23 protein-coding genes are annotated in these 26290 nt (G+C 70.3%); 6 read left to right on the top strand and 17 right to left on the bottom strand.

Features of this window, described 5'->3' with window-relative positions; genetic code table 11:
- Positions 1-18 precede the first annotated feature (18 nt).
- From Voc01_RS21595 to Voc01_RS21560, 8 genes are all read right to left on the bottom strand, one after another.
- Positions 19-1005 (bottom strand): ABC transporter permease, encoded by a 987-nt coding sequence (locus tag Voc01_RS21595; RefSeq protein ID WP_203929304.1) that lies wholly within the window; start codon positions 1003-1005, stop codon positions 19-21.
- Positions 1006-1118: 113 nt separating this feature from the next.
- Positions 1119-2849 carry an ABC transporter family substrate-binding protein gene (locus Voc01_RS21590; protein ID WP_203929303.1) on the bottom strand — a complete coding sequence of 577 codons (1731 nt, stop codon included), beginning with the start codon at positions 2847-2849 and terminating at the stop codon, positions 1119-1121.
- Positions 2850-3377: 528 nt separating this feature from the next.
- Entirely contained in the window at positions 3378-4856 is a 1479-nt protein-coding gene (ahcY, locus tag Voc01_RS21585; protein ID WP_203929302.1) for an adenosylhomocysteinase, read from the bottom strand.
- A gap of 310 nt (positions 4857-5166) precedes the next feature.
- Positions 5167-6327 carry a mannose-6-phosphate isomerase, class I gene (manA, locus tag Voc01_RS21580; RefSeq protein ID WP_203929301.1) on the bottom strand — a complete coding sequence of 387 codons (1161 nt, stop codon included), beginning with the start codon at positions 6325-6327 and terminating at the stop codon, positions 5167-5169.
- On the bottom strand, positions 6327-7286 hold the full coding sequence (locus tag Voc01_RS21575) for a cation diffusion facilitator family transporter (RefSeq protein WP_203929300.1): 960 nt from the start codon (positions 7284-7286) through the stop codon (positions 6327-6329). The genes manA and Voc01_RS21575 overlap by 1 nt, the downstream gene beginning before the upstream one ends.
- Positions 7287-7298: 12 nt before the next feature.
- A complete protein-coding gene (locus Voc01_RS21570) occupies positions 7299-8528 on the bottom strand; it encodes an SIS domain-containing protein (RefSeq protein WP_203929299.1) in 1230 nt (409 codons plus the stop codon).
- The gene (locus tag Voc01_RS21565; protein ID WP_203929298.1) at positions 8525-8692 is read right to left on the bottom strand and encodes a Trm112 family protein; all 168 of its coding nucleotides are present in this window, start codon (positions 8690-8692) and stop codon (positions 8525-8527) included. The genes Voc01_RS21570 and Voc01_RS21565 overlap by 4 nt, the downstream gene beginning before the upstream one ends.
- Before the next feature lie 21 nt (positions 8693-8713).
- Positions 8714-10093, bottom strand: coding sequence for a phosphomannomutase/phosphoglucomutase (locus tag Voc01_RS21560; RefSeq protein ID WP_203929297.1), 1380 nt, complete (start codon positions 10091-10093; stop codon positions 8714-8716).
- Between the two features lie 111 nt (positions 10094-10204).
- On the opposite strand from Voc01_RS21560, the gene Voc01_RS54135 reads away from it, so the two are divergent.
- Together Voc01_RS54135 and Voc01_RS21555 are read left to right on the top strand one after the other, a co-directional pair.
- Complete coding sequence (locus tag Voc01_RS54135) at positions 10205-10336, top strand: hypothetical protein (protein ID WP_275423741.1); 132 nt, start codon at positions 10205-10207, stop codon at positions 10334-10336.
- A gap of 105 nt (positions 10337-10441) precedes the next feature.
- On the top strand, positions 10442-11872 hold the full coding sequence (locus Voc01_RS21555) for a gamma-aminobutyraldehyde dehydrogenase (protein WP_203929322.1): 1431 nt from the start codon (positions 10442-10444) through the stop codon (positions 11870-11872).
- Positions 11873-12189: 317 nt separating this feature from the next.
- Here the strand turns inward: Voc01_RS21555 and Voc01_RS21550 are convergent, their stop codons facing one another.
- The 4 genes from Voc01_RS21550 to Voc01_RS21535 form a co-directional block, all read right to left on the bottom strand.
- Complete coding sequence (locus Voc01_RS21550; protein WP_239160369.1) at positions 12190-13041, bottom strand: type IV toxin-antitoxin system AbiEi family antitoxin; 852 nt, start codon at positions 13039-13041, stop codon at positions 12190-12192.
- 225 nt (positions 13042-13266) lie between these two features.
- A complete protein-coding gene (locus Voc01_RS21545; RefSeq protein ID WP_203929296.1) occupies positions 13267-13644 on the bottom strand; it encodes a hypothetical protein in 378 nt (125 codons plus the stop codon).
- A 105-nt stretch (positions 13645-13749) separates the two neighbouring features.
- Positions 13750-14739, bottom strand: a complete 990-nt coding sequence (speB, locus tag Voc01_RS21540; protein ID WP_203929320.1) for an agmatinase — start codon at positions 14737-14739, stop codon at positions 13750-13752.
- A 17-nt stretch (positions 14740-14756) separates the two neighbouring features.
- Positions 14757-15956 carry a saccharopine dehydrogenase family protein gene (locus Voc01_RS21535; protein ID WP_203929295.1) on the bottom strand — a complete coding sequence of 400 codons (1200 nt, stop codon included), beginning with the start codon at positions 15954-15956 and terminating at the stop codon, positions 14757-14759.
- Between the two features lie 93 nt (positions 15957-16049).
- On the opposite strand from Voc01_RS21535, the gene Voc01_RS21530 reads away from it, so the two are divergent.
- The 3 genes from Voc01_RS21530 to Voc01_RS21520 are packed head-to-tail and all read left to right on the top strand — an operon-like array spanning position 16050 to position 19373.
- Entirely contained in the window at positions 16050-17567 is a 1518-nt protein-coding gene (locus Voc01_RS21530; protein ID WP_203929294.1) for an APC family permease, read from the top strand.
- Between the two features lie 4 nt (positions 17568-17571).
- A complete protein-coding gene (locus Voc01_RS21525; protein WP_203929293.1) occupies positions 17572-18030 on the top strand; it encodes an Lrp/AsnC family transcriptional regulator in 459 nt (152 codons plus the stop codon).
- Positions 18027-19373, top strand: coding sequence for an aspartate aminotransferase family protein (locus Voc01_RS21520; RefSeq protein WP_203929292.1), 1347 nt, complete (start codon positions 18027-18029; stop codon positions 19371-19373). The genes Voc01_RS21525 and Voc01_RS21520 overlap by 4 nt, the downstream gene beginning before the upstream one ends.
- A 17-nt stretch (positions 19374-19390) precedes the next feature.
- Here Voc01_RS21520 and Voc01_RS54660 read toward each other — a convergent pair whose 3' ends face one another.
- Both Voc01_RS54660 and Voc01_RS21510 read right to left on the bottom strand, forming a co-directional pair.
- Entirely contained in the window at positions 19391-19570 is a 180-nt protein-coding gene (locus Voc01_RS54660) for a transposase (protein ID WP_203929319.1), read from the bottom strand.
- 303 nt (positions 19571-19873) lie between these two features.
- Positions 19874-20224 carry a DUF3499 domain-containing protein gene (locus Voc01_RS21510; RefSeq protein ID WP_203929291.1) on the bottom strand — a complete coding sequence of 117 codons (351 nt, stop codon included), beginning with the start codon at positions 20222-20224 and terminating at the stop codon, positions 19874-19876.
- Between the two features lie 144 nt (positions 20225-20368).
- Here Voc01_RS21510 and Voc01_RS21505 point away from each other — a divergent pair, with 144 nt between their 5' ends.
- Positions 20369-20818 (top strand): metallopeptidase family protein, encoded by a 450-nt coding sequence (locus tag Voc01_RS21505; RefSeq protein ID WP_203929290.1) that lies wholly within the window; start codon positions 20369-20371, stop codon positions 20816-20818.
- Between the two features lie 98 nt (positions 20819-20916).
- Here the strand turns inward: Voc01_RS21505 and Voc01_RS21500 are convergent, their stop codons facing one another.
- The 3 genes from Voc01_RS21500 to Voc01_RS21490 all read right to left on the bottom strand — a co-directional run bounded on the left by Voc01_RS21500 (position 20917) and on the right by Voc01_RS21490 (position 26179).
- The gene (locus Voc01_RS21500) at positions 20917-21174 is read right to left on the bottom strand and encodes a WhiB family transcriptional regulator (protein WP_203929289.1); all 258 of its coding nucleotides are present in this window, start codon (positions 21172-21174) and stop codon (positions 20917-20919) included.
- 303 nt (positions 21175-21477) lie between these two features.
- A complete protein-coding gene (locus tag Voc01_RS21495) occupies positions 21478-24102 on the bottom strand; it encodes a bifunctional FO biosynthesis protein CofGH (RefSeq protein WP_203929288.1) in 2625 nt (874 codons plus the stop codon).
- Between the two features lie 109 nt (positions 24103-24211).
- On the bottom strand, positions 24212-26179 hold the full coding sequence (locus Voc01_RS21490; protein WP_203929287.1) for a hypothetical protein: 1968 nt from the start codon (positions 26177-26179) through the stop codon (positions 24212-24214).
- Positions 26180-26290: the final 111 nt, after the last annotated feature.

Genomic DNA, 26290 nt, shown 5'->3' with positions numbered 1-26290 from the left:
GTGGACCCCCACAGGCGGTCACTCATAGCGGATCCGCGGGTCGAGGATGCCGTAGAGGATGTCGGCGATGAGGTTGCCGAGAACCACGAAGATGCCCGCGACCAGCAGCCAGCCCATGATCGCGTACCGGTCGCGCGTGGCGATCGAGTCGATCAGGTAGCGGCCCATGCCCTGCCACTCGAACACGGTCTCGGTGATGACCGCGCCGCCGATGATCGTGGCGATGCCGAGCGCGCTCACGGTGGTCATCGGGATCAGCGCGGTGCGCAGCGCGTGGCGGGTGAGCACCTTGCGGGGGGTGAGTCCCTTGGCCCGGGCCAGCCGCACGTAGTCGCTGTTGAGCACCTCGAGCATCGAGGCCCGCTGGAACCGGCTCCACGCGGCGTAGGTGATCAGGGCCAGCGCGATGGTCGGAAGCACGGAGTGCCCGAAGATGTCGGCGATGGCGGGCCAGATTCCGGGTTCGGTCTCGACGGAACGCGCGCCGATCGTGAAGAACGTGCGGGTGCCGGTGGCTTCGTTGTACGTGACCGCTCCCTGCTTGAGCAGCACCGCGACCCAGAACGCGGGCATCGCGAGGAACAGGAAGCCGAAGAACGTGAAGACGTAGTCGATCCACGAATATTGTCGGGTCGCGCTGAGGACGCCGGAGATGATCGCCAGGATCAGCGCCAGGAACATCGCGAAGAGGACGAGGCGCATGGTCACGACGATCCGCCGACCCAGCTCGTCACCGATGTTGCTCGCGGTGTTGATCGAGGGGCCGAAGTCGCCCTTGGTCACGAGGTTCTTGAGCCAGTTGCCGTACTGGACCGGGATGGGGTCGTCGAGGTGCAGCCGCTCGCGCTCGTTGTCGATGGTCTGCTGCGGGACCGGAGGGTTTCGGGCCGCGTACTTCTCCTGCACCGGGTCACCGGTGAACAGCGTCAGCGTAAAGACGATCACAGACGCGACGAGCAGCACCGGAATCGCGACGAGCAGGCGCCGGATGGCGTAGGCGAGCATAGGTTCCTCCGCGAAGACTCGCCGCTTGGCCGAAGGACCCCGGACGCCGGCAGCGTCCGGGGCCCTTCGACATCGTTACAGCGAGGTTAGGTGTGGCGTGTTACAGGCCAGCGTCAGGCCTTCTCGCCCCACTCCTGGATGTTGTACGTCGTGCCCGAGTTGTTCGGGTTGTTGCGGACGTTCAGGAACTGCGAGTAGACGGCGATCATGGCCGGCTTCTGGAAGAGCGGCAGCACGTACGCGTCCTTGGCCATCAGCTCACCGGCCTGGTTGAACAGGTCGCGCTGCTTGGTCTTGTCGAGTTCCCGCGCCGCGGCGTCGAGCAGCTTGTCGACCTCGGGGTTCGAGTACTTGCCGTAGTTGCTGCCACCGCCGGTGCGCCACAGGGCGACGTTGTCACCGATGAACTGCGAGCCGACCCACGCGTAGATGATGATGTCGAAGTCACCGTTGTTCAGCGTGCCGCCGAGGCTGGTGATCGGCTCGATCGAGATGTCGATACCGATCTGCTTCAGCTGGGCCTGCAGCAGCTCACCCGACTGCTGACGCAGGGTGTTACCGGTCGTGTACTTGAACCGGAACGGCGGGACGGGCGCGCCGTCCTTACCGATCAGCTTGCCACCCTCGATCTTGTAGCCAGCGTCGGTGAGGATCTTCTTGGCGTCCTCGGTCTTGCCGGCACCCTGGTTGGTGGGCGTGATGTAGTCCTTGTAGCCCTGGTTACCCGGCATCAGGTTGTGGTTGTTGAGCGGCGCGGCCTTCTTGTAGAAGGAACCCACGGTCTTGTCGATGATCTCCTGGCGGTTGACCGCGGTGAAGATCGCGCGACGCAGCTCCTTATCGGCCAGGTACTTGTTCGTGGTGTTGAGGTCGAAGTGCTCCCACGTCTGACCGGCCGCCAGGTTGAAGTTCACGCCCGGCAGCGAGCTGACCTGCTGCACGAGGTCGGGGCTGGGCTGCGAGGTGAGCATCTGCACTTCCTGGTTCCGCAGCGCGGGGATGTGCTGAGCCTGGTCGGTGATGATCCGGAAGGTCACCTTCTCGAGCGGCGCCTTCTTGCCGTACCACTTCTCGTTGCGGACCAGCACGACCGACACGTCGGTCTCGTACTTCTCGATCTTGAACGGGCCACCCGACCAGGTCGGCGTGCCGCGGAAGAAGTCGAAGGCCTTCTTCAGGCCGGCCGGGGTGTTCAGGTCACCCTGCTGCGCCGCGATGTGCGACGGGAACAGCTGGAAGAGGCTCTGCCAGTCCGAGTACAGCTCGCCGGCCTTGAGCGTGACGGTGACCGTCTTGTCGTTGTCGGTGCCCTCGATCTTCTCGATCGACTTGTAGCCGGTGTCGCTGGCCGGGTCGCAGTCGGGGCAGTCGGTGCCGTTGGCGACCTTCCAGTGGTACTGGAAGTCCTTGGCGGTGATCTGCGTGCCGTCGCTCCAGACAGCCTCAGGCTTGATCTTGTACTGCCAGGTCTGCGGGTCGTTCTTGAGGAGCTTGGGCTCCTCGACCAGCAGGTTCTCGTTCCAGCCGATGTCGCCGTTCGGCTTCGAGAAGAACGGCTGCGGGATGAGGGCGTTGGTGATCAAGGTCGTGTCGGCGGTGTTGCCGTCAGCACTGATGACGTTCCAGTCCTGGATGGACTTCTCCGACATGATCGTGAGCGAGCCACCATCCTTCACGGCCCCGGTGTTGCAGTCGTTCGGCTTCTGCTCACATTCCGCGAAGCCCGGTGAGCTCTCCGGGCCCTCGTTGTCGCTGCCGCCACTGGTGCCGCAGGCGCTAAGGGCCAGCACGGAGACCGCGGCAAAGGCCACGAGCCCGCGAAGCCGGGTGGTTCGAGTACGCATTTCCCCTCCAGTCAGCTACCACAAGCCGGTCATGGAAACGGTCCGCGCCCACGACAGATGGACCGCGGCCGACCGGTTGCGCTGTAGTGCCTAAAGGAAACGACGGTTGACGCCAGTCGCCAAGTGCCGACGGAGATTCGTGACTGTCCCGTTATGCGGACGCGTCAAGCCGGTTATGAGCCTCGTACGAATGGTGGAGTCGATGCCGTCGAATGGGGGAAGAATGGGATCGACGAATACGACTGGACGGGGGCTTTGTGCGGACTTTTCCGGACAAAACGGCGGCTCACGACGCATCACGCTCGGTCAAGCGAAAAGTGACCTACCCGAATGGGCAGCGCCCACGGTTACGCCCCGTACGCCCCGAACAATCTGTGCGAGACGGGCGGAATCGATTCATTCATAACGCCTGCGATGGCACACCGGGCGCTCACGGAAATGACGAACTCGTGAACGCGGGCAGCAAATAGGCGGAGCGGGCCAGGATCGCCACGCTCCGCCTATCTCAGATCTCAGATCCGCATGGGCTCAGTACCGGTAGTGCTCGGGCTTGTACGGACCCTCGACCGGGACACCGAGGTACTCGGCCTGCTCCTTGCTGAGCTCGGTGAGCTTGACGCCCAGCGACGCCAGGTGCAGCCGCGCCACCTTCTCGTCGAGGTGCTTGGCCAGCGTGTAGACGCCCAGCGGGTACTGCTCAGTCTTCGTGAACAGCTCGATCTGGGCGATCACCTGGTTGGTGAACGAGTTCGACATCACGAAGCTCGGGTGGCCCGTGGCGTTGCCCAGGTTCAGCAGCCGGCCCTCCGACAGCACGATGATCGAGTGCCCGTCGGCGAACCGCCACTCGTCGACCTGCGGCTTCACGACGACCCGCTCCACACCCGGCAGCTTCTGCAGGCCGGCCATGTCGATCTCGTTGTCGAAGTGGCCGATGTTGCCCACGATCGCCTGGTGCTTCATGCGGCTCATGTGCTCCGCCGTGATCACGTTGAAGCAGCCGGTGGCCGTGATGAAGATGTCGGCGGTGTCGACGACGTCGTCGATCGTGGTGACCTGGTAGCCGTCCATCGCCGCCTGCAGGGCGCAGATCGGGTCGATCTCCGCGACGATGACCCGCGCGCCCTGGCCACGCAGCGACTCGGCGCAGCCCTTGCCCACGTCGCCGTACCCGACCACCACGGCGACCTTGCCGCCGATGAGCACGTCGGTGGCGCGGTTGATGCCGTCGATGAGCGAGTGGCGGCAGCCGTACTTGTTGTCGAACTTGCTCTTGGTGACGGAGTCGTTGACGTTGATCGCCGGGAAGAGCAGCGCGCCGCGGTCCTTCATCTCGTACAGCCGGTGCACGCCGGTGGTGGTCTCCTCGGTGACGCCCTTGATGCCGGCCGCCACGCGGGTCCAGCGCTGGGAGTCCTCCTTCAGCGACCGCTGCAGCACGCCGAGGATGATGGCGTACTCCTCGTTGTCGGCCGTGTCCGGCGAGGGCACCGCGCCGGCGGCCTCGAACTCCGCGCCCTTGTGCACCAGCAGCGTGGCGTCACCGCCGTCGTCGAGGATCATGTTGGGACCGTGGCCGTCGGGCCACAGCAGCACCTGCTCGGTGCACCACCAGTACTCCTCCAGCGTCTCGCCCTTCCAGGCGTACACCGGAACACCCTTGGGGTCCTCGACCGTGCCCGTCGGGCCCACCACGATGGCGGCCGCGGCGTGGTCCTGGGTGGAGAAGATGTTGCAGCTGGCCCAGCGCACCTCGGCGCCGAGTGCCACGAGCGTCTCGATGAGCACCGCAGTCTGGATGGTCATGTGCAGCGAGCCGGTGATGCGCGCCCCACGCAGCGGCTGCGCCTCGGCGTACTCGCGCCGGACCGCCATCAGGCCGGGCATCTCGTGCTCGGCGAGCTGGATCTCCTTACGACCGAACGCGGCCAGCGAGAGGTCGGCGACCTTGTAGTCGCCCTCGGCGAGGGAGCCGGGCGCGTCGGTACGCGGAAGGGTACTGGTCATCAAAACTCCAGGATCTGCGGCTGCAGTGGACGGCTTTCCACCCTACGCGACTGGTCTTGGGCTGGGTTTCGGGGCAGAGCAACTTGCTCCGGAAGTTGTGGACCGTACGCACAATTACGCACGGGGCGCCGGGTGGCGTTTCCGCCTCCCGCCGCCCCGTGCTCCCCCCGGTTTGGTTCCCCCGCGCGTGGCTTCGGACTCGCGTCGCGATGACACTGCGTGGTTAAGAACTTACTCTTCGCACTGACGTTGTCAAGCGAAATGCCGCGAAAAACCTATGTGACCGTTTTGGGTGCCAGCGACGGGCGGGTCAGCGACCGACGGTCGCCATGTAGACGTCGCCGGAGCCGGCCACCGTCAGCGGCTTCGTGCCGGCCGCGGCGAAGGCGACCTCGCCGCCGCGCAGGCCCAAGGGCTGGGTGCCGTCGTCGACGGTCACCTCGCCGCGCATGCAGATCGCGATCCGCGGACCGGTGCCGGGCAGCTCCGCCGACGTGCCGTCGACCTGCGCCCGGAACAGGGCGAAGTCGGGCACCTGGACGGGCCAGGTGCACACACCGGGCGCGAGCTCGACGGGACGCACGACGGGATCGGTCAGGACCTCGAACCGCAGCACCCGGAGCAACTCGGGCACGTTGATGTGCTTCGGGGTCAGGCCGCCGCGCAGCACGTTGTCGGACGCGGCCATGATCTCCACGCCCAGCCCGCGCAGGTAGGCGTGCAGGTTGCCGGCGGGCATCCACACCGCCTCACCGGGTGCCAGCCGCACCCGGTTGAGCAGCAGGGCCAGCACCACCCCGGCGTCGCCCGCGTACGTGGCCGCCAGCTCGCCGACCAGCTCGTAGCCGGGCCGGCCGGCCGCGGCCTTCACCGTCGCGGCGACCAGCGGACCGGGCACCGGCATCGTCAGCAGCGCGGTGACCGCGCCACGCAGCGCGGCGGCCTGGTCGGGGTTGTGCAGCTCGGCGATCACCGGGTGCAGCTGCCGCACATCGAGCGCGGCCAGCAGGTCGGCCGACTCGCGCGGCGGGCGGAACCCGCACAACGCGTCGAACTCCTCGACCGCCACCAGCAGCTCCGGCTTGTGGTGCCGGTCGACGTAGGTGCGGTGCGGCGCGTCACGGGGGACGCCCGCGGCGTCCTCGGCGTCGAAGCCGGCCTCGGCCTGCGCCGTGGTCGGGTGGGCCTGCAGCGAGAGCGGCGCCGCCGCGGCGAGCACCTTGAGCAGGAACGGCAGCCGCGGCCCGAACTCCTCCACCACCTCCGCGCCGACCAGCCCGGCGGGGTCGGCGGTGATCGCGGCGTCGAGCCCGGTGCGCGCGTCGGCCAGGACGGCCGGCGCACCCGGGTGCGCGCCCATCCACAGCTCCGCCTCGGGGCCGTCGGACGGCACCGGGCGCCCCTGCAGCGCCGCGATCGCCGTCCGGGACCCCCACGCGTACCCGCGGACCGGGGCGTCGAGCCGCCGCATCAGTGCGCCGCCTGCGCTGGAGGCTTAGCCTGCTCGGGAGCGACGGCTCTACGGATGTCGGGCTCGAGGTAGATCACACGCGCGATGGGCACGGCTTCACGGATGCGCGCCTCCACCGCGTTGATACCGGCCGCCACGTCGGCCGCCGAGTCGGACGTCTTGACCGCGAACTTCGCCGCGACCAGCAGCTCCTCCGGGCCGAGGTACATGGTGCGCATGTGGATCAGGTCGGCCACCTCGTCGCTGTTCCTGATGGCCGCCTCGATCGCGCTGGTCTGCTCCGGGGTCGCGCCCTCGCCCACGAGCAGGCTCTTCATCTCGATGGCCAGGATCGCCGACACCACGATCAGCAGGATGCCGATCGCGGCGCTGCCCGTCGCGTCCCAGATGCCGTTGTGGGTGACCAGCGTGAGCACGACGCCGGCGAACGCGAAGACGAGCCCCAGCAACGCCGCCAGGTCCTCCAGGAGGATCACCGGCAGCTCCGGCACCCGGGCGTGCCGCACGAACGCCACCCACGACGACTCGCCGCGGATCTTGTTCGTCTCCCTGATCGCGGTGCGGAACGAGAAGCTCTCCAGGACGATCGCGACGCTCAGCACGAGGACCGGCACCCAGTGCCAGCTCTCGATCGGGTGCGGGTCGGCGAACTTGTGCCAGGCCTCGTACAGGGCGAAGATGCCGCCCACGAAGAACAGCACCACCGCCACCACGAACGCGTAGATGTACCGCTCGCGGCCGTAGCCGAACGGGTGCTGCGGCGTCGCCCGCCGCTTGGCCCGCTTGCCCCCCAGCAGGAGCAGCCCCTGGTTGCCGGAGTCGGCCACCGAGTGGATGGCTTCGGCCAGCATCGCCGAGGACTGGGTGAGGAAGAACGCGATGAACTTCGTGACCGCGATGCCGAGGTTCGCCAGCAGCGCCGCTACGACAGCCTTGGTTCCACCCTCGCTACCTGCCATGGGACCGCCTCCTCATGAGTTGGTCAGCTCCTTGAGCTCGGAGATCGCCGGCACCGCCATCGGGTCCAGCCCGTGCGCCATACCCAGGTAGATGGACGCGAAATCCGGAACCGCCAACAGCGACGCGAGCCGCTCCAAGGCCGAACCGCCCTCGGCCTCCACGACGCTGACCCGCACCCCCCGCTGCTCCGCGATCCGCTGGACCGCGTCTGCCCGGCGCTCCTCGACGCTCGCCGGCTCGGCCTCGTCGTTGGCGGCCACCCCGTCGGCGGTGGGGTGCTCCTCACGCAGCCCACCGTCGCGCAGCAGGACGAGCCGCAGCCGCACGTCGGGTCCGTCGTCGTCGCCGGGATCGGCGAAGATGTCGCGGTCTGCCTCGTTGAGTGCGCCGTACGGGCCGTCGAGCAGGCCGACCCGGCCCCGGTTGGCCTCGCCCAGCCCACCCGCGATCGCGGGGTACCGGGCATTGGCGGCCAGCGTGTCGGCGAACCGCCGCGCGGCGACCGTCGCCAGCGGCGACGACCCCCACAGCACCGGGATCGAGCCGGCCAGGTCGAGCGCCAGCGTCTTGCCCGGGTTCACGAACGACTCCAGCCCCGGCCGGCAGCGCTCGGCCTCGGCGTCGAGCCGCATCGCCGTCTCCGCGAGGTCGGCCTCGGTGATCTTCACCAGCCCCAGGTGCCGGGCGGCCATCAGCACCGGCACGGTGAGCGCCCAGAAGCTGGCCCGCGCCGGCGCGCGCCGCGGCACCGGGACGAACGTCGCCCGCGCCCGCTCGGCCATGGCCTGCAGCTCCGTGTCAGGAGCGCCGATCGCCACCAGCCGGGCACCGCGCCGGGCCGCCGCCTCCGCCGCGGCCAGCGCCTCGGGCGACCGGCCCGACGCCGACACCGCGATGACCACGTCGGCCGCACCGACCCAGCCGGGGATGCCGGCGCTGCGGTGCGAGAGCACGGGCACCGGGCAGCGCGGGCCGGCGACGGTCTCCAGCACGTCACCGGTGCGCGCGGCGGTGCCGACGCCGGCGACCACGACCGCGCGCGGCCGGCCCTCGTCGATCAACGGCCGGTAGTCGGCCTCCGCCGCCAGCGACGCCGACTCGCGCACCTGCGCGCCGGCCGACGCGGTGGCGCGCAGCATCTGGCCGGGGTCGGCGGCGGTGAGGGCGGCCTGGTCGTCGAGCAGGGCGTGGTCGGCCACGCGCAGGCCGCGCACACCGGCGGCACCGTCGAGCGGGTTCATGCGGTCTGCGCCTCGTCGAGCAGGAGCACGGGCACGTTGTCCTCGATGCGGAAGACGCGCCGGCAGACCGTGCAGGTCAGGGTCTGCGCGGCGGCGTCGTAGGCCAGCTCGGCGTGGTGCTCGTCGGGGCAGCGCAGCTGCTGGAACAGCTCGGTGAAGTCCATGGGGGTGTTCTCCTTCATCGTTCAGGCCCGCACGATCTCGAGGATCTCGTCACGCAGTTCGGCCATGCCCGCGGGCGTGGGCGCCTCCACGTTCAGCCGCAGCAGCGGCTCGGTGTTCGACGGGCGCAGGTTGGCCCAGCTCCCGTCGGCGAATCCGAGGGTGAGCCCGTCGAGGTGGTCGAGCGTCACGCCGTCGCGGCTGGCGAAGGCCTTCTCCACGTCGGCGATGCGGGCGGCCTGGTCGTCGACGGTCGAGTTGATCTCGCCGGAGGCCACGTACCGCTCGTACTCCGCCGCGAGCTCCGACAGCGGCGCCGCCTGCTCACCCAGCGCGGCCAGCGTGTGCATCGCGGCCAGCATGCCGGTGTCGGCGAACCAGAAGTCGCGGAAGTAGTAGTGGGCCGAGTGCTCGCCACCGAAGACGGCGCCGGTGCGGGCCATCTCCTCCTTGATGAAGGAGTGCCCCACCCGCGTGCGCACGGGCGCACCGCCGTGCTCGGTGATGATCTCCGGCACCGCCCGCGACGTGATCACGTTGTGGATGATCGTCGAGCCCGGGTGCTTAGCGAGCTCGCGCGCCGCGACCAGCGCCGTGATCGCGCTCGGCGAGACCGCCACGCCGCGCTCGTCGACCACGAAGCAGCGGTCGGCGTCGCCGTCGAAGGCCAGGCCGAGGTCGGCGCCGTGCTCACGCACCGCGGCCTGCAGATCGACGAGGTTCGCCGGTTCCAGCGGGTTGGCCTCGTGGTTCGGGAAGCTGCCGTCGAGCTCGAAATACAAGGGGACCACCGTGAGCGGCAGCCCCCCGATAGAACCAGCAGAGCCCAGCACCTCCGGCACCGTGTACCCGGCCATGCCGTTGCCGGCGTCGACCACCACCTTCAAGGGGCGGATCCCCGACAGGTCGACCAGGGTCCGCAGGTGCGCGGCGTAGTCGCTCAACAGGTCACGCTGCTGCACGTCACCCCGCTTCTGAGCGGGAGACGGCGCCGCGCCGTCGAGAATCGCCTGCGCCCGGTTCCTGATCTCGAGCAGGCCGCTGTCCTGACCGATCGGCCGGGCGCCGGCGCGGCACATCTTGAGGCCGTTGTAGCGGGCCGGGTTGTGGCTCGCGGTGAACATGACGCCCGGGAGGTCGAGCGAACCCGACGCGAAGTAGAGCAGGTCGGTCGAACCGAGCCCGGCGTCGACGACGCTCGTGCCGGTGGCCGTGACGCCCCGGACGAACGCGGCGACCAGCCCGACGCCCGACTCGCGCATGTCGCGGGCCACCACGACGCGGTCACCGCCGACGGTCTCGGCGAACGCCGTTCCCAGCGCCTCGGCGACCGTCTCGTCGAGCTGGTCGGGGACGGTGCCCCGCACGTCGTAGGCCTTCACGATCAGGCTGAGGTCGGACACCGGTTTGCGCTCCCGTGCTCGGTTTGACTGACCCTGAGCAGCCTAGTGCGGCCGGGCCCGGGGACGGCGGCGGCACTCTCTTCCGTGGTGCCCGTCTGTTACAACGGTTGCGTGGATGACACGAATGTGACTCGGCGTACCGCCATCGCCGCCCTCCTCGGCGGTGGTGCCCTGACCCTGCTGGCCGCCTGCGGCGACTCCGACGGCTCCTCGAGCAAGAAGAAGAAAAAGAAGAAGAAGTAACCGGCCGGTCGATCTCCACATCGCCGCTGGACTCAGGACCTCCGGACACGTAGAACGGGGTTGGCGCCATGGGGCGAGCCTGAGGGCGTGAGGGAGGACGAGGTCATGGCAGACAAGCGGGTGCTGCGCAACTTCATCGGCGGCGAGTACGTCGAGCCGTCCGATGGCGGGTACGCCGACCTCGTCGACCCGAGCACCGGCGAGGTGTTCGCCTCGGCGCCGGTCTCCGGGGCGGCCGACGTCGACCGCGCGATGCGCGCGGCCGCCGACGCCTTCCCGGGCTGGCGCGACGCCACCCCGTCCGACCGGCAGAAGGCGCTGCTCAAGCTCGCCGACGCGATGGAGGCCCGCGCCTCCGAACTGGTCGCGATCGAGTCGCAGAACACCGGCAAGCCCATCGAGCTGACGATGAGCGAGGAGGTGCCGCCGGCCGTCGACCAGGTGCGGTTCTTCGCCGGCGCGGCCCGGCTGCTGGAGGGCCGCGCGGCCGGGCAGTACATGACCGGCTTCGAGAGCTACGTGCGGCGCGAGCCGATCGGCGTGGTCGGCCAGGTGACCCCGTGGAACTACCCGTTCATGATGGCCGTCTGGAAGTTCGGACCCGCGCTGGCCGCCGGCAACACGGTGGTGCTCAAGCCCAGCGACACCACCCCGGCGTCCACCCTGTTCCTCGCCGAGCTGGCGGCCGAGTTCCTGCCTCCGGGCGTCCTCAACGTGGTGTGCGGTGACCGCGACACGGGCCGCGCCCTGGTGTCGCACCCGACCCCGGAACTGGTCTCGATCACCGGCTCCACCCGCGCGGGCCTGGAGGTCGCCGCGACCGCCGCGCTCGACCTCAAGCGCACCCACCTGGAGCTCGGCGGCAAGGCCCCGGTGGTGGTCTTCGACGACGCCGACCTCTCCGCGGCGGCCGAGGCCATCGCGGTCGGTGGCTACTTCAACGCCGGCCAGGACTGCACCGCCGCCACCCGGGTGCTGGCCGCGCCGGGAATCTACGACGACGTGGTCGCCGCCCTGGTGGAACAGGCCAACGGGACGAAGGTGGGTCCGCCCTCCGACGCCGATGTCGCCTACGGTCCCCTGAACAACGCGGCCCAGCTCGAGCGGGTCACCGGCTTCGTCGACCGGCTGCCCGACCACGCCTCGGTCGCCGTGGGCGGGTCACGGATCGGGTCGAAGGGCTTCTTCTACGCGCCGACGGTGGTCTCCGGCCTCCGCCAGGACGACGAGGCGGTGCAGGAGGAGATCTTCGGACCGGTGATCACCGTCCAGCGCTTCTCCGACGAGGACGAGGCCGTCCGGTGGGCCAACGGCGTGAAGTACGGCCTGGCGAGCTCCGTCTTCACGAAGGACCACGGCCGCGCGATGCGCATGACGCAGCGCCTCGACTTCGGTTGCGTGTGGGTCAACTGCCACATCCCCCTGGTGGCCGAAATGCCCCACGGCGGCTTCCGCCAGAGCGGCCACGGCAAGGACCTGAGCACCTACGCCCTGGACGACTACACCCGAATCAAGCACGTCATGCACGCCCTCTGACGGATCCCGCGCCCCCAGTCCCGAGGTCCGCCCCGCACCGCGCCCGGCGCCACGCCCTCGTGTCCCCACCGCGCCTCCGTCCCCGAACCGCGCCCTCGCGCCCGGCCCCGCCGCGCTCGGCCGCGCCCCGCAAGACTCCCGCCGATCTTGCAGTTGTGGCCGCACCCTTCTGGCCATATAGGCCGACTTGTCGGGGGCCACAACTGCAAGATCGGCGCGCGGAGGAGCGGGCGGAAGGACGAGCGGCGCGCGGAGGAGCGGGCGGAAGGACGAGCGGCGGGCGGAGGTGCCCGGCGGAAGGACGAGGGGCGCGGGGGTCACGCCGCCAGGGCGGCGCGGACGGTGGCTACCACCAGGCCGGGCGAGGAGTACACGTCGCGGGCGGTGAAGTAGCGCATGGCCCAGCCCTGCGCGCTCAGCCAGTTCATGCGCGAGCGGTCGGCGTCGAGCCTCGCCGTCGTCAGATGCGACCGGCCTTCGTACTCGAGGCCCACCTTCTGCTCGCGGTATCCGAGGTCGAGCCGGTACATGTGCCGGCCCCTCGGGTCGCACACCCACAGCTGCGGCTCCGGCACCGGCAGTCCACCGTCGATGACGACCAGCCGGAGGTGGCTCTCCTGCGGACATTCGGCCCGGCCGTCGGCGATCCCCACCAGTTCGCGCGCTCGCCGGACCCCGCGCAGGGCGGCGTGATGCCCGACCTCCTCGGGGAGATCGTCGGCGGTGCACGTCGCGCTGCGTAGCGCCGCGTCGAGGGTGGCGAGGCCGTGCATCCGGGGCATCGAACGGGCAAGGTCGATGGCGCACCTGGCCGGCGGCGAGCACGGAACCCCCGCGACCGTCACCGGCGCCGCTACCGGCAGCACCGCTTCATGGCAGGTGACGCCCGCGATCCGGGGTCGGACGGTACCCACCGGAACGATCACGTGCAGGGTGTCGACAGCCGGCCCGAACCCGTAGAGAGCCGCGGCGCTCTGGTACCCGAGGGCGGTTCCGGTGGGCAGGCGGGCGACGAGGGCACGGACGTCGCGCATCCACTCCGCCGGCCCGCTGCCGTAGACACCCGACCCGAGACGAACGGCCCCGCCGTTGTCGACGACCGTTCGGAGTTGTCGCCGGCTGACGCCCGCTTCCCGCAGCTGCCGGTACCGGTAGATCTGCTCGCCCACGCCCGGCAGACTGCCCGACCACCCCCACGGCCCGCACCCCCGAACCGGTCCGCTGTGGACAACCGCCGCCCCTGTGGACAACCTCCGCGCGCCGATCTTGCAGTCGTGGCCCCCGACAAGTCGGCCTATATGACCAGAAAGGTGCGGCCACAACCGCAAGATCGGCGCACGAACCGCCGGACGCGACGCGCGGGGCGCACGGGGCGCACGCGGCGCGGGCGGGCGTTACTCGGCTCCGGCCTTGGACAGGCCGACCGCTGGGCGGGAGCCGAACGAGCCGGAGTTGACGCCCGACTGGCCGGCCACCGCGAGCGCGGGTGCGGGCGAGTCGCCGTAGCTGGAGTTGCCGCTGAAGCCGGACCCGAAGGAGCTGGGCGCGATCGGGGCGCTCAGCGCGTCGGAGCCGTCGTTGACGAGCGGGTCGGACGCGGAGATCGTGTCGGGCAGGCCCGCCGCCCGCCGCACCTCCACCGCGTGGCGCGCCGACGCGCACGGGCTGGACTCGCCACAGCTCGAGCAGGTTCCCCCGGCCTGCCCCGCGTGGCGACTCAGTAGATCAGTGGCAGCGCGCACCAGCGCGCTGTCGGGTTTGATGTACCCCACGGTCTGTTCCCCCCTCGACCATTACGTACCCCCGCCGCGGCAGCGCCGCTACCTTCCCATGATGCCGCGCTCGATTCCCCGAGTTTTCCACCTCACTGCAAATTGTTACCGGCCGTCGAGCAGCGGCTGGCGTGGATCCCACGTCTCTCCGGAAACGGCGTCACGGCGTCGCCGGGCGATCGCCGAGAGTGCCTCCAGCACCACCCGATTTCCGAGATATGCGGTCACGTCGGACACGTCGTACGGGGGTGCGACCTCCACCACATCAACACCGGCCACAGGCAGCTCGTAGCAGCACCTGCGCACCGCGTCGAGCAGCTGGCGGGTGGTGAGACCACCGGGCTCGGGGGTGCCGGTGCCGGGCGCCATCCCCGGGTCGACCACGTCGACGTCCACCGACAGGAAGACGCCGTCACAGGAGTCGACGGCGATGGTGAAGGCCTCCGAGAGGCACTCGTCGAGGCCGCGCGCGACGACCTCCGTCATCTCGTAGGAGCGCATGCGGTGCGACGCCATCCACGACAGCACGTCCGGCCCCGGCCAGTAGCCGCGCAGGCCGATCTGCAGGAACCGGTCTCCCCGTACGGCGCCCGACTCGATCAGCCGCCGCATCGGCTGGCCGTGCCCGTACAGCGACCCGAACTCGATCTCGCCCGTGTCGGCGTGCGCGTCGAAGTGCACCATCGACACCCGGCCCCACCCGACGTGCCGGGCCACGCCGGTGGCGTCGGGCCAGGCGATCGAGTGGTCGCCGCCGAGCACCACCGGGATCGCGCCGGCGGCGGCGACCGTCGTCACGGCCGTCTCCAGGTCGCGCAGCGAGCGTTCGATGTCGCCACCGAACATCTCGACGTCGCCGGCGTCGTACACGCGCAGGTCGCGCAGCGCGTCGACCCGCAGCGCCAGCGACGGCCGCGACCCGTCGTGCGCCAGGTAGCAGGCCTGCCGCATCGCCTGCGGCCCGAACCGGGTGCCCGGCCGGTGCGAGGTGCCACCGTCGAACGGCGCGCCGAGGATCACCACGTCGGCGTCGTCGGGCACCGCGTCCCAGGAACACCGGTCGACACCCAGGAACGTGATGTCCGGGCCGTACATCGCTCCATAACGTTCGGTCACGACTCGCGAATCTCCCACGGCGCGCCGTGGTCGTTCAAGAGCTCAAGGAAAGGTGACGGCGTGAGCGCCTCCGGTCCCAGCACGCCGACGCCGCTCCACCCGCCGTGCGCCAGCAGTTCGAGCGCGACCACCGGGTTGACGGCGGTCTGCCACACCACGGCCTGCGCGCCGTCGCGGCTCATCGACCAGTCGTTGTCGACCACGTGGTACAGGTACACCTCGCGCGGCTCGCCGCGGGAGGAGCCGCGCACCCACGTCCCGGCGCAGGTCTTTCCGTGCATGCGATCACCGAGACCCGCGGGATCGGGCAGGCACGCCGCGACCACATCGCGCGGCGCGACCTCGACGGACCCGACGCGAACGGGCCGCGTCGAATCGAGGCCGAGCTTGTGCAGCGTGCGCAGCACGCCGATGAACTCCTCGCCGAGGCCGTACTTGAACGTGACCCGGCCGGCCTTCACCCAGCGCGGGATGAGCAGCACCTCCTCGTGCTCCACGTTGACGCACTCGACCGGGCCGATGCCGTGCGGGAAGTCGAACACCTCGGGCTCGGAGAACGGCTCGGTGGTGTACCAGCCGCGGCCGCTCTCGTAGATCACCGGCGGGTTGAGGCACTCCTCGATCGTGGTCCAGATCGAGAAGGACGGCGCGAAGTCGTACCCGTCGACCACGAGGTTGGCGCCGTCGCGCACCCCGATCTCGTCGATGGAGTCGAACAGCTCGTCGGCGGCGTAGCGGGCGAACACGTCGCTCAGGCCGGGCTCGACGCCGATGCCGACGAGCGCGAGCCGGCCCCGGTCGGCCCAGGCCCCGGAGAGGGCGAACTGCTCGTCGCCGAGCTTGACGCCGGTCTCCTCGTAGGGCTTCGACGGGTGCGGACGCGACAACGACATGGCCATGTCGAGGTAGTCGGCGCCGGCGTCGAACGCGCCGGTGAAGATCGGCATGACGAACCGCGGATCGACGGCGTTGAACACGTGGGTGATCCGCTCGGCCCGGCACAGCTCGGTGACGTCGGCCGCGCTTGACGCGTCGAGGCGGGCCGCGGTGAACCGGTGGTCGGCGGACGCGACCGCCCGCTGCGCACGCGCGAGGTCGTAGTCGGCCACGACCATCGCGTCGAAGAAGGGGCGCCGGGCAGCGATCGCCACGGCGGCGGAGCCCACGCCACCGGCGCCGATCAACAGGATCCGCATCACCTCAGGTTTCCTGCCACGGAAACCCTTGTCAAGAAGCTCATAACCTGCGATAAACGCAGCAGGCTCCCCTCGGCCTTGAGGACGGTACCCATGACCACCACCTCGCCCGCTCCCGAAGTTGCCGGCAAAGGCCTCAAACTCGGCGCGATCGGACTGCTTTCCAGCATCGTGATCGGGGTCGCGTCCACCGCGCCCGGTTACAGCCTGGCGGCCGTCCTCGGCGGAATCTCCGCGGAGGTCGGCGAGAAGGCGCCGGTCATCATGCTCATCGCGTTCGTTCCGATCCTGTTCATCTCCTACGCCTACAAGTCGCTCAACGCCGCGACGCCCGACTGCGGCACCAACTTCACCTGGACCGCGAAGGTGTTCGGGCCGCGCGCCGGCTGGCTCAGCGGCTGGGCACTGATCATGGCCGACGTCATCGTGATGGCGTCGCTGGCCGAGATCGCGGCGCTGTACACGTACTCGCTGTTCGGCATCGAGGCCAGCGAGGGCGCGGTCGTGGCGCTCGGCATCGTGTGGATCCTCGTCATGACGTTCATCGCCTGGCGGGGCATCGAGCTGTCCGCGCGTACGCAGTACTTCCTGCTCGCGGCCGAGCTGGCGGTGCTGGCGCTCTTCTCGGTCGTCGCGCTGTGGCAGGTCTACGCGGGCACCGCCGGCGACCAGGCGATCACCCCGTCACTGTCGTGGTTCAACCCGGTCGGGCTGTCGTTCAGCGCGCTGTCCGCGGGTTTCCTCCTGGCCGTGTTCATCTACTGGGGCTGGGACTCGGCGGTCGCCGCCAACGAGGAGACGACCGACCCGCACGTGAACCCGGGCCGGGCGGCCGTCCTGTCGACGATCGTGCTGGTGCTCACGTACGTGGTGGTCACCGTGGCGGCGCAGGCCTACGCCGGCGTCGGCACCGAGGGCATCGGGCTGGCGAACCCCGAGCACACCGATGACGTGCTCGGCGTCACCGGCGAGGCGGCGATGGGGTCGTGGGGCGTCAAGCTGCTGATCATCGCGGTGCTCACGTCGGCGGCCGCGTCGACGCAGACGACGATCCTGCCCACCGCCCGCGGCACGCTGGCGATGGCGGCCTACAAGGCGCTGCCGAAGACGTTCGCCACGGTGAACCCCCGCTTCCAGACGCCGAGCGTGTCGACCTGGGCGATGGGCATCGTGTCGGCGGTGTTCTACGGCGGGCTGTACTTCATCAGCACCGCGGCCATGTACGACCTGATCCTCTCGATCGGCCTGCTGATCGCGTTCTACTACGGGCTCACCGGGTTCACGTCGGCCTGGGCGTTCCGCCGCGAGATCGGTAGGGGCCTGAAGCCCGCCCTGCAGAAGGTGATCCTGCCGTTCCTCGGCGGGGTGATCCTGTTCGTCGCGATGGTGCGCACCGGTATCGACCTGCTCGACCCGGAGAACACCGAGACGACGATCCTCGGCGTGGGCGGCGCGTTCGTGCTCGGGGTCGGATCGATGGTGCTCGGTGTCGTCTTCATGATCGTCTGGAACGTGATGGCGCCGGCGTTCTTCCGGGGCGAGACCCTGCGCTCCGACACTGTCGTCACCGAGACCGGGGAATTCGTCGGCACCGACGAAGCGGCATCCTGAAACCATGACTACCGAGTCCGTACTCGACGACACGAACAAGCTCATCATCGAACAGCTTCAGCGTGACGGGCGGATGTCCTACGCCGCGCTGGCCAAGGTGGTCGGGCTGTCCGAGGCGGCGGTACGGCAACGGGTGCAGCGGTTACTCGACAACAACGTGATGCAGATCGTCGCGGTCACCGATCCCTTGACGCTCGGTTTCACCCGCCAGGTGATGATCGGCATCAAGGTGACCGGTGACCTGCGCAGCGTCGCCGAGGCGCTGGCCGCCGTGCCGGAGATCGACTACGTGGTCATGTGCGCCGGCGGCTACGACCTGCTGGCCGAGATGGTCTGCACCGACGACGACCACCTCCTCAAGCTGCTCAACGACACCGTGCGGATGATTCCCGGCGTCACCACGACCGAGACTTTCGTGTACCTGAAACTCGCGAAACAGACCTACTCCTGGGGGACCCGATGAGCGCTCACGACCACCTGTGGATGCACTTCAGCCGGATGGCGGCGTACGCGGACACCGCACCGCCGACGATCGTGCGCGGCGAGGGCGCCTACATCTGGGACGCTCACGGCAAGCGCTACCTCGACGGCCTCGCCGGCCTGTTCGTGGTGCAGGTCGGCCACGGACGGCAGGAGCTGGCGGACGCCATGGCCAAGCAGGCCAGCGAGCTCGCCTACTTTCCCATCTGGTCGTACGCACACCCGTCCGCCATCGCCCTCGCCGAACGGCTCGCGGGCCTGGCGCCGGGTGACCTGAACCGGGTCTTCTTCACCGCGGGCGGCTCCGAGGCCGTGGAGAGCGCGTGGAAGCTCGCCCGCTCCTACTTCCGCAAGGTCGGCAAGCCCGGCAAGCACAAGGTCATCTCCCGGCAGATCGCCTACCACGGCACCACGATGGGCGCCCTGTCGATCACCGGTATCCCGGCCCTGAAGCAGGACTTCGAGCCGCTGGTGCCGTCGACGTTCCGGGTGCCCAACACCAATTTCTACCGGCGGCCGGAGGGGGCCGGCGACACGCCGGAGGAGTTCGGCCGCTGGGCCGCCGACCGCATCGAGGAGGCCATCGAGCTGGAGGGCCCTGACACGGTCGCGGCCGTCTACCTGGAGCCGGTGCAGAACGCGGGCGGCTGCTTCCCGCCCCCGCCCGGCTACTTCGAGCGGGTCCGCGAGATCTGCGACCGCCACGACGTGCTGCTGGTTTCCGACGAGGTCATCTGCGCGTTCGGCCGCCTCGGCGAGTACTTCGGCGCCACGCGGTTCGGCTACCAGCCCGACATCATCACCTGCGCCAAGGGCCTGACCAGCGGCTACATCCCCCTCGGCGCCATGATCGTGAGCGACCGCATCGCCGAGCCCTTCCTGCACGGCACCAGCACCTTCGCGCACGGCATCACGTTCGGCGGCCACCCGGTGGGCGCCGCTGTCGCGATGGCCAACCTCGACCTCTTCGAACGCGAGGACCTCAACGGCCACGTGCGCCGCAACCGCGACGCCTTCCGCTCCCACCTCGAGAAGCTCTACGACCTGCCGATCGTCGGCGACGTACGCGGCGACGGCTACTTCTACGGCATCGAGCTGGTGAAGGACAAAACCACGAAGGAGACGTTCTCGGCGGAGGAGTCCGAACGCCTCCTGCGCGGCTTCCTGTCCAAGGCCCTCTTCGAGGCCGGCCTGTACTGCCGTGCCGACGACCGCGGCGACCCCGTGGTGCAGCTGGCCCCGCCCCTGATCTGCGACGAGTCCCACTTCGCGGAGATCGAGTCGATTCTCCGTTCCGTTCTCTCTGAGGCCTGGTCACGTCTGTAGGGCGGTTTGGTCCAGCATCACGCGCCTGTCCCCCTTGAAAGCGTGAAGGTGGCGGGACCAGCTGTGGAGCCTGTTTCTGATCTTGTTTCGGCGCACCAGCGGGCGAACAGGCCGTAGACGGTCTGCCAGGGCGGGGAATCGGTCGGCGGCTCCCTCCATTTGATGCCGTGGTCGACCAGGTAGGAGACCGCGTGCAGGACGCCCGACGGTGGTGGCGTTCAGGCCGGCCTCAGCTGGGCCGGTGACAGGCCGGCACCGCCAGCATCGCCGCCAGGACCGCCTACTCGGGCATCGGTCAGGTCTGCCAAGAGCCCGCCCTCATCGATCCCCACCACGCCGGACCGGACCTACCACGTCCCACACGCCAGGTTCGGAAACAGGCTCTCTAGCTGGTCCCTGTCGACAGGCGGGCCACCCGTAGCTGGCCCAACCCCCTCCAAGCCTCGAAGAGCGGGTGGCGGGACTGGGGTGACCCCCGAACCCCACGACGACGGAAAAACCTAGGCAGGCGGAATGACCCGCAAATGCGCCCGCCGACCAAGACCAGCAGTTTCCGGGAAGTCGCCCTGCCGCTGAACCGGACGAGCGGCTTCACGTACGGCGTCGGCCAGGGCCACCAGGTCGTCCGAGGTGGGGGGCGGCGGCTCGAACTCGCCGTCGTGGCGGACCAGTTCCCAGCCGCGGGGGGCGGTGAGGCTGCGGGCGTGCGGCTCGCACAGGTCGTAGGAATGGGGCTCGGCGTACGAAGCCAGTGGCCCCACGACCGCGGTCGACTCCGCATACACGTACGTCAGCGTCGCGACCGGCAGCCGGGGGCAGCCGTTGCGGGAGCAGCGCCGTGGTGACCTCACGGCGGAACGTTATCGCTCCCGGGTCCCACGAAAGGCCGAATGGCCCGCGACACGCCGTCGAGCCACCCGGGGTCCGTGAGCCGCGACACGCCGCTGGGTGGACTGCGGTATCTGCGCCGGTCGTGGCGTCGGTACGCTGGCTGCGTGAGTTCCCCTGATCGACGCAGCCGCGGGCCCGGGCGCCGCGGGCGCGATCGGCACGGCCGTGGCCTGCGTGGCCGGCTCGTGCCCGCTTCGGTGCCGTTGGCGCGCACCCGCGCCGAGATCTTCGACGACCTGGTGCTCGACGCCGTCGAGGCGCTGGAGGGCCGGTTCGCCGGTGAGCTGGCCGGCGTCGAGTTCGCGGTGGAGGACGTGCCGCCCGAGCTGAACGTCTACGACTCCGACGTGCTGGAGGACGGCGAGGTGCCGCTGGCCCGCCTGCTGCCGGGGCGGCCGGGCCGGCAGGGTCTGCCGCCGAGGATCGTGCTCTACCGGCGTCCCCTCGAACTGCGCGCCAGCGACCGTGACGATCTCGCCGATCTCATCCACGACGTGATCGTCGAGCAGGTGGCGAACCTTCTCGGCGTGAGCCCCGACGACCTCGACACCTGATCCCGCACATAGAGGAACGCCCGCCTCGAGGGCGGGCGTTCCTGACACTAAGCGGCGCCTCGAGCCAGCCGAGCCGGCGCGGGCGCCGCCCTGCTTTTCTAAGCGGCGCGGCGCTTCAGCTTGCGGCGCTCACGTTCCGAGAGCCCACCCCAGATTCCGAACCGTTCGTCGGAGCCGAGTGCGTACTCGAGGCACTCGGCGCGCACCTCGCACCGGGTGCAGATCCGCTTGGCCTCGCGGGTGGAGCCGCCCTTCTCCGGGAAGAACGCCTCCGGGTCCGTCTGCGCGCACAGAGCGCGCTCCTGCCACTCCGGAGCGTTACCAAGCAGATCGGCCACTACGACCTGGCCGTCCATCAGCGTGCCTCCTTACTGCGCGCCGGTTGGATCACCGGCGCAACCCCCCACGCGGAAGGCGCTTGTTCTGGTCTTTCTCTCGCGGTGACGTGTGTCTTTCAAGGTCCGTTCGGTACGGGTTTGACCACACCGCTCGAACCTCCCCCGTGAAATTACACGCGTGTAATGCGTGCATCGTCAAGCCGAACCTGATAATTGGGCCCGGTTGAGCAAGGAATTCACAGCGGGTGCGAAACTGCCACGCCGCACTGTTATCGACCCAGTACGGTGCTAGGTAACGCTCAACGGTGTGTAGTCACCCACCTACGCGCGGGCATATGTGGTGGTGCGTTCGCGAGCCGGCCGACCGGCCAGCGCGGCCATCGCGTGGAGCTGCTCCACCGTCCGGAGAGACCCGTGGCCCGACCCCGCCATCCGCGAGATCGTCTCCTCCATCAGGGTTCCGCCGAGGTCGTTGCAGCCGCCGTTCAGCATCATGGCGGTGCCTTCGTCGCCCAGCTTCACCCAGGAGCACTGGATGTTGGGGATGCGCCCGTGCAGCAGCACCCGGGCCATGGCGTGCACCGCTCGGTTGTCGCGCATCGTCGGTCCGGGCCGCGCGATGCCGGCCAGGTAGATCGGTGCGTTCGTGTGGACGAACGGGAGCGCCACGAACTCGGTGAAGCCGCCCGTGCGGTCCTGGAGGTCGGCGAGCACCCGGAAATGCGTGAGCCAGTGCCGCGGCTGGTCGACGTGGCCGTACATCATGGTGGCGCTCGACCGCAGGCCCACCTCGTGCGCGGTGCCGACGACCTCCACCCAGGTGGCGGCCGGCAGCTTGCCCTTGGTGAGGATCCAGCGCACCTCGTCGTCGAGGATCTCGGCCGCCGTACCCGGGATCGTGTCCAGCCCCGCCTCACGAAGCGACAGGAGCCACTCGCGCACCGATACGCCGGCCTTCGCCGACCCGGTCGCGATCTCCATCGGGCTGAACGCGTGCACGTGCATGCCCGGCACGCGCTCCTTGATCGCCCGCACGATGTCGGCGTAGGCGGTCACCGGCAGCTTCGGGTCGATGCCGCCCTGCAGGCACACCTCGGTGGCGCCGGCCCGCCAGGCCTCCTCGGCCCGGTCGGCCACCTCGTCGACCGACAGGCGGTAGGCGTCGGCGTCGCGCTCACGCTGCGCGAACGCGCAGAACCGGCAGCCCACGTAGCAGACGTTCGAGAAGTTGATGTTGCGGTTCACAACGTACGTGACGTCGTCGCCGACGGTGTCGCGGCGCAGTCGGTCGGCGAGGTTCGTCAGCGCGTCGAGCGCCGCGCCGGTCGCGGTGAACAGAGCCAGGGCAAGATCTTCGTTGGACCGGGTGAGCAGCGCGCCGGGGTCCGACTCGGCGACCTTGAGCGCGGCCATGGCGTCTCCGTCGATCCGCTCGACCGGCCGGACTGAGCTGTTGGCGCTCGCTCCGCTCGCGCGGGCCGTGGAGCTTCCGGAGGCGCCGCCTTCCCTCGTCGCTCGGGTCGCTTCGCTCCCTGCACTCCTCAGTCCAGGCGACGCCAGCTCCGCGGCGTTCTTCACCTCGGCCCAGTCGCCGTAGACGGAGTCGAAGTCGCCGCGGCGGTCGCTCGTACGGCCGGCGACGTCGATGTCGGCGTGCAGGTCGGTGCGGCCGGTCGACTCGAAGCCGCCGTCGGGCTCCTGCCACGGCAGGCCCTTCGGGTAGGCCTTCTCGTTCGCCAGCCCGGTGGTGACGTCGATCAGCGCGGCCACGTGTGCGCTCAGGCGCGGGTCGAGCCAGGGGTCGCCCTGCTTCGCGTAGCGCGGGTAGATGGTGAGCCGTTCCCGCAGTTGGAATCCGGCGGCCCTGGAGCGGGCCGCGAGCTCGTCGATCTGCGGCCACGGGCGCTCGGGGTTGACGTGGTCGGGGGTCACCGGCGAGACGCCGCCCCAGTCGTCGATGCCGGCCCTGAGCAGGAGCGCGTACTCGTCACCAATGAGGTTCGGCGGCGCCTGGATCCGTGCTCCCGGTCCGAGGACCAGCCGGGCGACCGCCACGGTGGCGGCGAGGTCGTCGAGTTCGGCGTCGGGCATCCCGCGCATCGCCGTGTCGGGCTTGGCCCGGAAGTTCTGGACGATGACCTCCTGGATGTGCCCGTACTCGCGGGACACCTTCCGGAGCGCGAACAGCGACTCGGCCCGCTCGGTGAGGTTCTCGCCGATGCCGATGAGGATGCCCGTCGTGAACGGGACGTTGACCCGGCCGGCGTCCTCCAGGACGCGCAGGCGCACGGCGGGGTCCTTGTCGGGCGAGCCGTAGTGCGGGCCGCCCTTCTCCGACCAGAGCCGGGTGGCGGTGGTCTCGAGCATCATGCCCATGCTCGGCGCGACCGGCTTGAGCCGCTGCAGGTCGGCCCAGCTCATGACGCCGGGGTTGAGGTGCGGGAGGAGACCGGTCTCCTCCAGCACGGCGATGGCCATCGCCCGCACGTAGTCGAGCGTGGAGTCGTAGCCGCGGGCGTCGAGCCACTCGCGGGCCTGCTCCCAGCGGTCCTCGGGGCGGTCGCCGAGCGTGAACAGGGCCTCCTTGCAGCCCTGCGCGGCGCCTTCCTTGGCGATCGCGAGCACCTCGTCGCGGTCGAGGAACGCGGCCGGCAGCTTGTGCGGCACGGTGGCGAACGTGCAGTAGTGGCAGCGGTCGCGGCACAGCCGCGTGAGCGGGATGAAGACCTTCTTCGAGTACGTGACCACGCCCGGCCGCCCGGCGTCGGCCAGGCCCGCGTCGCGGACGGCACCGGCGGCGGCGAGCAGGTCGTCGAGCGCCTCCCCGCGGGCGGCGAGCAGAACGGCCGCCTCGGTGACGTCGAGCTGGCTCCCGTCGCGGGCCCGGCGCAGCGCCCGGCGGACCGCGGAGCTGGGCTGGCCGAAGGTGGCGCGATCATCTGGCACGCCTTGCAGCCTACGACGGAGGGCGCGCCCCACTATGCGACGCGCATCACGCCCCGGACGGGAAGGTTGCCGCGGACCCGGAGGTCCGCGGCACCCCAGTCGCGTTCGGTCAGTGCCAGCGCTCGGTGGGCTGGTCGTTCTGGTTGTTCTGGCCCGGCCGGATGACCTGCGTGCGCTGGCCCTCCTCGTCGGGCTGGTCGACCTGCGCGGTCGGCTCCTCGCCGCTCACGGTCTGCGTGGGCTCGTCACTGCCGCGTGACGACGCGCCCGGGCGCAGGACCGTGGTGCTCTCGCCCTCCAGGCCCGGGTCGCCGGAGTTCGCCGGACCGGACACGGTGCCGGGCTGGCCACCGCTGGCCGGCGACACCGGCTGCGCCGGCGGGGTGCCGAACGGCGAACTGGACGCCGGCGCCTCCCCGAACGGGGACGCGGACGACGACGGGGCGGTGCCGAACGGCGAGGTCGCCTGCTCGGACGGGGAGCCGCCCGGCGGGGGGGAGTACGGCGTGAACGCCGAACCCGGTGACGGGGCCGCGGGCGGTCCCGAGGTGGGCGGCGTGGCCGGGGTTCCGGTCGACGGCGCCACGGGCGCGCCCGTCGACGGAGCCGACGAGCCACCCGCGGCGGGCGGCGCCGAGTACGGCGAGGCGAACGGCGACGCGGCCGCCTCCGTGCCCGACGACTGCCCGATCGACGGCCACCCGGAGGTGGCCGCGCCCGACGAGGTCGACGGTGGCGTGGAGTACGGCGAAGCCCCCGCGGTGGGCGTGGACCCGTACGGCGACGCTGGCCCCGATGTCGGAGCACTCGACGGCGTGGACCCGTACGGCGACGCCGGCCCCGATGTCGGAGCACTCGACGGCGTCGACCCGAACGGCGACGCGACCGGGTCGGACGACGGCGACGTGGACTCCGACGTCGACGGGCCGGCGCTGCTCGTCGGAGCCGGGCCGAACGGCGACGTGAGGTCGTCGGACCCCGACGTCGGCACACCCGACGTGGGCGCGGCCGCGGTGGAGGCGGTGGCCGCGGTGGGCGCCTCGGGCGAGGAGCCGGCGGTGGCCGACGTGTCGGTGCCGGTGCTGGCGCCGTAGCCGCCGTACCCCGGCTGCCCGGTGTAACCCTGCGCACCCGTCGCGCCACCCGATGCGGCACCTGCCGCCGCGCCGGCGGCGGCACCACCGGCCGCACCCGCCGCGGTCGCGCCGCCCGGCCATCCGGCCGCGGCGAACCCGCCCGACTGCGTCGCCTGCTGTGCACCCTGCTGTGCACCCTGCGCGGCGCCCGGCTGCTGGCCCGGCTGAACCGGCTGCTGACCCGCGGTCGGGTAGCCGCCCGCCGGGGTGGCCTGGTACCCGCCGGCGGCGGGCTGCTGCGCGTACTGCGTCGCGCCGGTGGCCGGGTACGGCTGGCCGGGCTGGTACGCCTGCGTCGCGCCGGCCCCGCCGGTGGGCACGTAGCCGGTCTGCTGCTGGTAGCCGGGCTGGCCGTAGCCGTACCCGGGGACCGCCTGCTGGCCGCCGGTCTGGACACCGGGCTGCTGGTAGCCACCCGCGTAGGCGAACTGCTGCGCCGCCGGTAGCCCCCGCAGCGACCGGAAGGCCACGAACCCGACGACCGCCAGGAAGGACAGCAGCACGAGCCGCACGAGCAGGTCCTCGAAGGCCCGCCGGACGTCTCCGGTGCCCTCGACGCCGCCGTCGCCGGCCGTGTGCGCGAACCCGGTGAAGATGCTGACCAGTGCGAAGAACGCCGCGAAGCCGGCCAGGGCCAGCGCGACGATCGTGATGATCCGGGCCATCGGCACCGGCGGTCGCACATGCGTGGCGATCAGCACGGCCACGGCCAGCGCCAGGATGACCGGCAGCGAGACGAAGTCGTCTGCCAACTGGTTGGCGCGGGCGGAGAACGTCCCGCTGAAGTCGTCGAACTGGAGCAGCAGACGCGCGAAGGTGATCAGCAGGAGGACCGCGGTGCCACCGAGCAGCACGAATGCGATCACCTGACGGAATGGCTTCGTCTGCTCAGCGGCCGACGGCGGGGCCGTGCCGTGCGGACCGGTGGGCTGGGTAGTCACGGATCCCCCAATGGGCTGACACATACGGACGGATGCGAGCCTAGTGCGTCACGCCGCTGGCCGGGATACCGAACACCCCCGGGATGGTCGCACCCGCGCCTACGGAAGTAT

This window comes from Virgisporangium ochraceum, from assembly GCF_016863655.1.
In the GTDB taxonomy this organism is placed as follows: Bacteria; Actinomycetota; Actinomycetes; order Mycobacteriales; family Micromonosporaceae; genus Virgisporangium; species Virgisporangium ochraceum.
The sequence above is the reverse complement of the archived record's forward strand: the minus strand, read 5'-3'. Positions and strand labels throughout refer to the sequence as shown.